We start from the raw sequence: 10,147 nt of genomic DNA, 5'->3' as shown, positions 1-10,147 counted from the left end.
CGTAAAGCGCAATGCTCGCACGTAAAGCGCAATGCTCTACACCAGACGCGCAGCAATCGCTGCGCTGGTTTCTTTGCGCTCATCGATACAAAGTTTCTCTGGCTTGCCTAACCCGCAACTTGGGTTAGCAGTACAGTTTCTAACTGCGAACGGATTTGGTGAGGATTGGTGAATTTTATTTCACCTCTATGCTTTGAGGGAAAGAACGTATTAGGTAAAAGCCGGATCGAGTCATTGACTACTTCAATCTCGTCTTGTGTGAGTAAATCGAGAACCGAGATCTTCAGACGAAAACATAACTTTAAAAGAGCATCCAATTGAGGTAGAGTCTTACCGTTACACCAGAGCCATACCGTATTTTTGGGAGTTTGAATAAGTCGAGAAAATTCTGCTACATTGCCATCTGCGAACAACTTAACGCAGGTACTTAGACCCTTTGCTACTCTATTCCGACATGGTTTAAATTGCATACTAGGGGCAGTTGCGATTAATTCTCCAACAGAGTTCGCTGCCCAAATCAACCATTCCAATTCAGTTTCCGACTGGCTCTTGTTCTCGGTTGGAGGAGTGGAGGATAGGCTACCCAGCCATTTTTCACACTTATAGCAGTATCCTAGGCGTGATCGCCAAGACATCAACCGATTTGAATGGTGACAGTGAGGACAAACAGAGTCTAGACTCCGCCGATGAACAGGGCAAATTTTAACTACATCTAATGTCCATAGTAAAGGATCATAGATTACTGAACGGTTAATTCGCCATTCCTCATAACATATAGGGCACCAAGCTCTAACAGAACGCATCAACGATTGTACTGGAACTACCTCAGACCATGGCAGCATTGTCAGAAATTCTAGCTCCTTGTGAAGAGTTTGGCTCTCTAGAACGTTAACTAGATCAAATGCCATAGTGCCAACACCATTCAATGCACATACATGACTATAAATTTTATTAAGATGTGCTCCTCCATATGTCTTTTGTAACAGGGGCGCAAGGACATATTCCATCAGAACACCTGTGTATACACTATGAGATTCGGATAAACGGATGATATGACTTGATAAGCTTTCTACATAGATATGCCGGATGTTGATTAAACGCAGATGATGTAGTAAGCTTCGTGCTGGTATAACAACATCTTCTAAAGCAACCAGATTGTGCATACAAAAGCTTCACGTAGAGCAGGATTGTTGAAAAAGAATTGTATGTTTTTTTAGCTCATGCCCATTTATCTAAAACCTCTTTTAATTTGTTTTGAACATGCTTTTTTCTGATGGATACTGGTTTCAGTCCAAGTTTTACAATTGCAGATCTAGTAACAGCTTCTCCTTGAGAGCGAAGATGATCAGCAATCTCCTGAATGAATAAGCATTCCTGTTCTTGCCGCTGTTTCACGAGGTTTTTACAATACACTTTGTGACGCTCTACAATCTGAACACATTCAGATGGGAAATGTTCAAAGATAGATTTTTTACTAGAGTAGCCTAAGCGCTTTACTACTTTTATTAGTGGTGGCGGTGGGGTTTCTTCTAATGCGGCATCAAGAATAAACTTAATGCTTGTTAATTTACCTTGAAAATACCGATGGCGAATCTGGCTGCATAAATCTGGAAAGTATTTAATAGCTGTATTTCTTACATATCCACTTCTTTCAACTACTGAATCTAGCGTTGGAGGAGGAACTTCCTCCAACGCTGCTACAAGTAACTGTCGTAGAGATTCTCTACCAACTTGGTTATGAGAGTTCGACCTCTTTCTACTTTTGATTTGCACCTTCTCTCTTAATTCCTCGCTTAGACAAAGAGTACTATTGTCAAACTTACCTGTGAGAAAATCCAGAATAGGCACTTGAAGTCTGTAGCAAATAAGCAAAATGCGGCTAAAGTTAGGTGGAGTACTATTTCTTAACCTTTCAGTTAATGCTTTACGTGGTATTCCAACTAACCGACAAAACGCTTCTTTGTTTCCACCCGAAATTTGATTAATACAATCAGAAATAGCAGATGTAACATTTACTTGAGTTAATGAAAGTTCAAGCTGGAATGAACAGGCTATTAGTCGTCCGATATTATCTGCTGCATACATCTTCCATAGTAAGTCAGGCTCTCGTTCATCACACTTTTTAACCTTCAAACTCTTAGAGATACCTAGCCATTTTTGGCACCTTGAGCAATATCCTGCTCTTGAATGACCCATGAGAGAAGCCATTTCACTATCACAATGAGGACATTTATGAGAAAGAAACTCTTGATGCTCTAAACATATTTCCACTTGTCTAAAAGACCATATTAGTTTTTCATAGACTGTCGTTCCAGAAGATCGAAACTCTTCAAGACAGGAAGAACACCAAGTTCGGCGCGTATGAAAAACCTTTTCATTAGTACCACTAAATAATTCAGATAGAGGGAGCAAGGTTAAGAATTTTAGGTCTTGTCTTAAGCTTAGCGTTTCGAGTGAATCAACAAGTTCTTTCGCTCGTGATCTAAAACCATTCAAAGTTTCGATTTTATTACTAAACGCTTTGTGTTTGCATATGGTCTCACCATTCTTAAAGAGCGGGAAAACCATCTGAAACATTAAATCTGATGGATGAAGACAATGTTCATTGGAAAGACGCATTACATAGCTAATAAGGCTTTCAACACTAGCAGTACGAAGTCCTACAGGCTGAATATTGAAAAGAGTACTACGTTGCGGAATATCAAATTTGCCACAGCTCCATAATTCATTGTCATCAAGAGTTTTTAACATATCTATTTCTTCTACATCCATATTCAACTAATTTTGAAAAGACATCCACTTGTAGCGATTAACTACCTTCCTTCAGAAACTCCCTGACGCGAGTTATTCAGCCTCTTATCACATAGCTGTTCAACCAAAATACATTGCTACAGGGACGCACATTATTCTTACTCTTGTGGCGAACCTACAGTATCTCTTTTGGGGTTTCGCATACCTGGTTTGGAACGATTCTGATTTTTATTTCTTGTACCACTATCGTTTGCTGAACTGAAGGAGCCTTGTGTATTTATATTAGGCGAAGCTTCCTCTTTCAGGATCTGTTCACCTCGTTCAGCTTCTTCACGTATTTGCTTAAGTCTGACTTTGGGAAGCTCTCCCTTCTTTAAATGACTCAATAGAAGCGTATGTTCATCAGCCTTCAAAGCAATTCTCAGAGATCGAAGCAGCCAGTTTTTAAGAATACCAACGCAACCAAGACTATACTCAATTAAGTAGTCGTAGTGCTTAGACAAATCTGGCTCTTGCTGTAATGGTAAGAACTTTTGAAGTGTTTTAATCGTTTTAGCAAATTCCGCGTAGTCGTTTTTATCAGTTGCATGATACCTTGCAAGATGAATATCCTCGCTACGTCTTCCAGTCTGACCATTCCATGTGCGGCAGTTGAGCAATTCATAGGTGCCGAACAAAACATGTGTTGTTTTGCTTATATTCGCCATTGATTTAATCCAGTCAAATTGATTCAGCATCTTGGCTGCTCCTGCCACCATCAGCAATTGTTGCGCCTCATCCAGATTGAAAGCAGCTAATTTTCGGTTTTTCAACGCCTTCTCTAGAGCACGACGTTTCGCGTTTGTCTTTACGCTATGGGAAATAATTCGTTGAGAGTCATCTTCAAAATCAAGAGAAGGATATTGTATTTTCGATTCAATCAAAACCTCTAGTAATGCTTCCAACGCCCGTGTGTAATAGTCTCCATAGTCAAACTTCCCTGTTTGAGTAGGAATCTCAAATCCTGCGACAGGAATGCGTCCTGGGTCATCAATCATATCCTGCATAAAATGCCCAATCAGTTTATTCTCAAACTGACGACGCAGCGTCGATTTTCCAGAACCTGTACATCCAAAAACGAGATATATTGAGGTTCCTGCAGGTTCTAAAACACAATCTAGAAGCTGCTCCAGCGCATCTTTAATATTGCGATGAGGCACGAAAACTTTCTCGTCAAAGTAGTTCAAGACTTCAGACTTGGAGCGCTGCAGAAGATCCTGTGGAAATGGGCGCGAATCTACATTTCCCATAGCTCATTAACCTCGTAAGGCTCGATGTCAGTCAAGTCAATTTCACTAACAAGCTCACAATCCAATGCATCTGTACCATTGTAATTATCACTCGTTCCAACCTGTGCAGCAGTCCCATAGTCTAGAGGCAGCGGTTTAGTATGGTCGCCGTCAATTACCTGATGAACTTCTCGTTGTGATAAATCGCGCTGACGTTGCAGTGCTTGTTTTTCAGATGGTCGGTCTGAGGCAAGAAAACGAATTGCGTTACCCTTCGCTATATCTGATAGTTCTTGTCCATACTTACGCTTCTCCTGGCGTTTCTCAGCACTGTAAATTTGCAATTCTTTTTCTGTTCGTCCACGTAAAGTCGAGTAATGTTCTGAGATACATCGAACCCATTTTCCTAGTACATAGGCAAAAGCTTCACCCAAATCAAACGGGTTGTAGCGAACTGCTACTTGGGTGCCTTCAACCCCCTGATGATTGAAAGAGCCATCCTTGGCACCATACCAGAAACCATTAATCTTAACCCCTCGACCAACTTGTACTTTGACGGTTCCCTTCCTAGTCGATGGAAGCGACAGTATAATGAATGCTTCGTTGTACTTAATGAACTGCTGAGGGCGACTACCAGTATTTAACATTGCACTATCGAATGCCTCTTTGGGGCTTTGTCCCAGTGCAGGGTGAGTTTTTTCATCATAGAACCCGTAACAATAGCCAAAAGCGTAATGTTCGTAAAGCTCATCCAGAACCCAAATGGCTTTCAATTTTGGGTCATGAGATTTCGTCATGATGCGAACGAATTTAGTAATCTGGGTATTGCCTCTCAAGTTATAGAAAAATTGGGTATGACTTGTGCCAAAAAAGCGCTCAATGATTGAACCAAACCGAGGTTTTCCTGCTGGGCGATGTTTCTTATGGCAGCCAAAAGCAGCTAAAAATGTATCAAAATAGGTGCTCAGAAATTCCTTTCCGTTATCAACTATGATTGTTTCGGGAAAGCGGTTATGACGTTGTACGCAGATTCTGAGTACCATCATGCAACTTCTGTAGCTAGGAGGATCGAAGCACATATACACAGCCAAAATCCGCCTACTGTAGGCATCAATTAATACGGTTGTCCATGGTCGCCCAAGATTTCGCCCGGTGCGTGGACAAATGACTTCAATATCTTCCTCAGTGTGATCAATGTGGCAATTCTCAAATGGACGACTACCGTGTCGAGGGGTTTTGTAGTCTACCTCCCAGTAGATCGGAGATACCTGATATGCAGCACGTTTGCCCTGACGTGCAAAAACCTGTTGTTCTAGAGGGCGATGCTTAATTCTTTTGCAGAAAGCTTGGTAGCTTGGAGGTTCTCCAATCTTCTCTTCTTCTTCCCACTTGGCTAGTAGTATGCCATAAGCAGCAAGTCTATTTGGTTGATTACCATTCTCGTATTCCGTAGCAATAATGTGATCGACGAAATCCCAAACTTCCTGAGAATATCGGGAATAGTGGTTTCCTGGATTTTCTTGAGGCAACAATCCAATAAAACCAAGACCATATTTCGCTTCAGCAGTTTTGTAATTTGCTTTATAAGCGCGACGAGTGCGAGCGGGTGTATCTTCATTAGGAGATTGTCCATGCAGTTCAGGAGCAATAATCCAATATCGCCGATTCGCCTCTTCATAGTCTGCTGGACTTGCTTGCAGTAGAATGTCTCGAACTTTATCCGAGAAGGCTTCTGCCGTCTGCTTTTTAGGATAGGCTATATCTCCCTGCTGAATCAACGAATGGAAATCAGCGTAGCTCAGACGAATTAAATTATTATCGCCACGAATGAACAATAAACCCTCGCCAATGTGAACGATTGTTCGTAGTTTGCCTCCCCAATAGAAGTTAGTTCCTTCGATAAGATCTGTTATTTGCAGAGTACTAGCGAGTGAAGAAGTTTGAGTTTGTTGAATTAGAACACAAGCTTCTGCTACCTGACTGCTGCTAAAAATCCTTACCCGTTCTTGATCATCTGTCAGTGATGAAGCCGCATCGTCGAACCAGATCACGCCCTTAGCAAGAAGGGCATAAATGTCGTCGGTTGTTGCTTCGCTAGCTTCTTGCCTCAACTGGGTTAAAGAAATGCCCTCAGGACAGGCAGCTACGATTGAAGAGACCGCATCAGCAATTTCCGAACTTACCGGATACTCTTTATTCCAGTAGGCTCGCAGACACCTAATATTACTGACTTTAACCCAGTTAATCTCTGTATCTGTACGAATACGGTAATAGAATCCGTATCGCTGTATCACCTCTTCCGCTGGTGGACTACGCCATTGTCCATGTTCATCCTTGTAGTAACGGTTAGGCTGCTCCTCGGCTAGTTGTAGCAACTTTTGTTCTGGCTTCCATTCTTCAATTCCTACCGAGTCGCGACGAACAACACAGAAGTCAGGAGTATACCCTGGGGAAACCAATCTTCCGCTTTTTGACTCGTATTTAAGTGTGAATCGGTATGGCTGGTTATAAAACTCTAGAACATCATCACTATATTCATAAAATTGTTCAATTCCAGGAGCCTCAACGGTACCAGATTCAAACCCAATAGTTTTTCTCATTTTTTTACTAGAGTAAAAGCCGTAGGTATTGTTATCTCCACCCCCTTCTCGCCGCACTGGCTCGCTAGACCGGATCTCTTCCAGAAGTTTCTGACCTTGCTCTGGAAGGTTGAAGCGATCGCACCAATTCATAAATTCGAGGTCGGTTAGCATAATTTTCGCTAAACAAATAGGTTCCCAGCGTCTATGAGGTGCTGAGGCAATGATAGAGAAGAAACAAATTAAACCCTCTCTGCAATATAAGCAATATAAGCAATATAAGCAATATAAGCAATACCTGAAGAGAAAATTGCTTTCATAGTTCATATGGAGGCGTAAACGGTCTCTTAAGTAATTACTCGCTGAACAGATTGAACCCGTTGCGGAAAGCAATCTGTATCAGATAAGCGGGTAAATCGCCTTCGCACTGAAACAAATCCGACATGACAAAATGCGACTCACTATTTGATCTCTGGACTCTTTATCAAGCCTGGGTTCAGACTCATCAAAGCGAAGAGCAAGCCAAGGCAACGCTGTCGCGCACCAAAACGGCTTTGTTGCGGTACACCCTGCCTGGCTGGGGTTTTTCAGTGCCTAGAGGTGATCGACTAACAAAATGGGAGGTTGAGAAAGGGCTTGATCAGATGAAACGGATCAGTTTACGGGGAGCCTCATCTGCGCTTGAGATACAACAGCGCTGGTTTGAGCAGCAGCACGTCTCTCGAACGGTTCAGCGCACTTATCGGGCCGCACTCATAAAATTTATCGAGTGGTGTGAGCAGCAATCGTGGTGGTCTAATATTCAATATCAAGATGCTGAAGACTACTTGAATCCGCGGGCTACTCAGCAATTTTTATTGGAGCAGCCTCTAATTAAAGTTCAAGAAGAAAGCAAGTCAAAGGCAAAAAGTCATACAAATCGCATTCAAAGTCACCGCGACTTATATCATGGACTTTTTCACCGGCTTATCAATTCTCTTCAAGAGTCTCTCAACAGCAGAGTCTTTCTTGATGCCTTGCTTCAGGATGCTAACTCTTTCTTCAATACTCGAAATATTAAGCTCGCTGCTGTAGGAGGATCTTGCAGTAAGGCGGTTGTTAATGATGTTATCATTGCATCCACGATAGTTGATGTCTTACAGGAAACCCTTGAACTTGAAATAGGTAATGACCTGCCTGTATACTCACCACAGCCTATATCTAGTAATAGACATGCATCGACAAGCACTCAAGTTCACATTCCCCTAGCTGAATTTACTAATGCTTACAATCACACAAGGTCTGAGGTGCCTATCTCAGATAATGAACGAGTGCGAGGCTCTGATGTCGACTTGAGGGCGGTAGAGTTACTTAAGATTTACCAAGCATACGAGGCGGCTCTCACATCTGAATTTCAGGATCTGAAGGTTATTATTCTTGACTTTTCTCCCTCAGGAATCCTAGCACGCCGTGTTCCAGAGTTATCTTCTATACCAATACTAAAAAAGATAGGGGTTTCTCCTAAAAAAGCTGTAGCTGCCCTTGCTCATCCTTTTCATTCAAGACTAGAAATTCCTTCCACACAAGAGAGAAATCAATATAAGTCACTCATCGCTGAGTTCCACAGTCAGACTAGCAACACCATCAATATAGACAAATTTGCATCACAGCATAACCTCACTCTTGCTGATTTGAGTCGAGCTATTGATTCTTTGACAGAGCAAGACTTTCAAGGTCTGGAGTCTCCTTTTGCTTATGAAGAGATTCGCCAAGGTGATACTTGGCTTACTACAGACATAGATTGTGCTTCCGCTTGGAATGATTGTGTCCAACTATTTGATCTTAGCTGTCGTGTAACATTTGGAAAAAGGAACAGACTTCCGCTTGGATATCCTGACTTTGACGGTGAGAGACGAACTCTGGCTCAGAAGGTTTCTTCCCCTTATGATATTTGTTTCTTGATCGCTATTGGTATCCGCGCTCTAATTGAAGCCTGTTGGGAGAGAAATATCTTGCTTGTTGGAGTAGTCAAAGATTCGTTCTCTCACTCTTTTAGTCACAACTATCTAAGTGTAATGAAATATCTTGGTCGCAAAGGCTATGTGGAGCTTTCTAACATAGATATAGAGCAGTTTTTTCAGACCGATCGAGCTTTTTTTGAACAGGTAATTTCAACCAATGAATCTATTCAGGGTTCCTGGACTTCTGTTGAGTTCGACTCTATTTATACTAATCTCTGTTTAAGGATGAATCAGAACGGTGAATTTGACATTGATATCGTCTCAGGTAATCTTGATTTCCAAGAGCGTCTGTTTGCACGCTCGTTGATGCAATTCAGTTTTGATGATAGTCTGCAGCTAGAACCTATGCTAACTGTAGAACGGCTTGTTTATCCAGAATGGGATCAGACAAGCTTAGAGAAAGTAACTATAGAGACTGAAGCTTTAGGTAACATTCGTCCACTCTGCTATCGAACCCCCATGGAACGCAACATTGGTCAAGAGTTGACAGCGTATCTTATTAGTAAATTAAGTTCATCTTCCCCAGACATAGCAGATTTCTTTAGAAGAGTTTGATGTGGATGCTGGCAATTACTGAGTTAAATGCCCCACCTAGCACATCAATTTCTGATTGACAGAAATATGGAATTTTCTAAGCAGTTGACTTGATGTTCGTAAAAATTGTGAGCTTTCCGCTCGATCATCTCATTGTCGGGAGACCGATCAAGTAGATTTAACGTGAGTACGGGTTAAGCCGGAAGCAGCAAATTGTGGTCAAGTGCGATGGATGGCTTCTTAGGTTGGTGGCAATAGGCAATCAATCCAGCCAAAATGTTGACAAAGCAGTTGACCGGAGAACGATGGCGTGAATGCTCAACTTGCGAAATGTTCTTCAACTGGTCAATGATCGTCTCGATGATGGCACGCTTGCGAAGCAGTAAGCGATCACCCAGGGGCATCAACCGCTGCTTCATGTTGCGTTTGAGCTTAGTCATCAGTTGGATGCCTGCGGTTTCGAGCAGTTGCTTTGCCAGTTTTTGTGAGACATAACCCTTGTCAGCAAACACTTTGCCAAATCACTGCTGCACTAATTTCAGGACGGGTGTCCGGTCGTCGGTATTGCCAGGAGTGAGGACGAAATTCAGCAGTTCGCCGCGGTCATTCACGACCAGATGCAGCTTGAAGCCAAAGAACCAATCGACCGAGGTTTTGCCACGCGCCGCTAAGTCCTCAAAGACTTTGTGCTGCTTGATGCGGCGATTGTGACAGACTTTGATGCAAGTAGAATCCATAAAACTGATGCCACTACACTTGCCAAAACAGGCACGCAGATAGGCGCACATTGGCACTAGCGTGCCCGGAACCCAATCGATAAAGCGTTGATAGCTCACCAGTCCGGGAAACGCAGTGGTCCACTCGCGCTGCACTTTCTCTTGATAGTACTGTGCCCACGAGATACGCAACCAGTGCATTAGGAAGACTCAGAACGCTTGACAGATAGGCGATTGAGGAATTTAATCAACTTCGACGACACGCCAAAAATCTCAACAGAAATCCGGAGTGTATTAGC

General features: G+C 42.4%; 5 protein-coding genes and 1 pseudogene. 1 reads left to right on the top strand and 5 read right to left on the bottom strand.

Going from position 1 to position 10,147, the window contains the following annotated elements:
- Positions 1-107: 107 nt before the first annotated feature.
- The 4 genes from ACQ4M5_RS41380 to ACQ4M5_RS41365 all read right to left on the bottom strand — a co-directional run bounded on the left by ACQ4M5_RS41380 (position 108) and on the right by ACQ4M5_RS41365 (position 6,772).
- Positions 108-1,163 carry a TniQ family protein gene (locus ACQ4M5_RS41380; RefSeq protein ID WP_430681631.1) on the bottom strand — a complete coding sequence of 352 codons (1,056 nt, stop codon included), beginning with the start codon at positions 1,161-1,163 and terminating at the stop codon, positions 108-110.
- 55 nt (positions 1,164-1,218) lie between these two features.
- On the bottom strand, positions 1,219-2,772 hold the full coding sequence (locus ACQ4M5_RS41375; RefSeq protein WP_430681630.1) for a TniQ family protein: 1,554 nt from the start codon (positions 2,770-2,772) through the stop codon (positions 1,219-1,221).
- Positions 2,773-2,909: 137 nt separating this feature from the next.
- Positions 2,910-4,040: an AAA family ATPase gene (locus tag ACQ4M5_RS41370; RefSeq protein ID WP_430681629.1), complete on the bottom strand. Its 1,131-nt coding sequence runs from the start codon at positions 4,038-4,040 to the stop codon at positions 2,910-2,912.
- On the bottom strand, positions 4,028-6,772 hold the full coding sequence (locus ACQ4M5_RS41365; RefSeq protein WP_430681628.1) for a DDE-type integrase/transposase/recombinase: 2,745 nt from the start codon (positions 6,770-6,772) through the stop codon (positions 4,028-4,030). Before ACQ4M5_RS41365 ends, ACQ4M5_RS41370 begins: the two co-directional genes overlap by 13 nt.
- A gap of 269 nt (positions 6,773-7,041) precedes the next feature.
- On the opposite strand from ACQ4M5_RS41365, the gene ACQ4M5_RS41360 reads away from it, so the two are divergent.
- Positions 7,042-9,153, top strand: a complete 2,112-nt coding sequence (locus tag ACQ4M5_RS41360) for a hypothetical protein (protein ID WP_430681627.1) — start codon at positions 7,042-7,044, stop codon at positions 9,151-9,153.
- A gap of 173 nt (positions 9,154-9,326) precedes the next feature.
- Here the strand turns inward: ACQ4M5_RS41360 and ACQ4M5_RS41355 are convergent.
- Positions 9,327-10,019 (bottom strand): annotated as a pseudogene (locus ACQ4M5_RS41355) (IS982 family transposase); the annotation flags it as partial.
- Between the last annotated feature and the right edge of the window lie 128 nt (positions 10,020-10,147).

It is taken from the genome of Leptolyngbya sp. AN10 (assembly GCF_050565645.1).
GTDB lineage: Bacteria > Cyanobacteriota > Cyanobacteriia > Leptolyngbyales > Leptolyngbyaceae > Leptolyngbya.
This window is presented reverse-complemented; position numbering and strand designations above follow the sequence as displayed.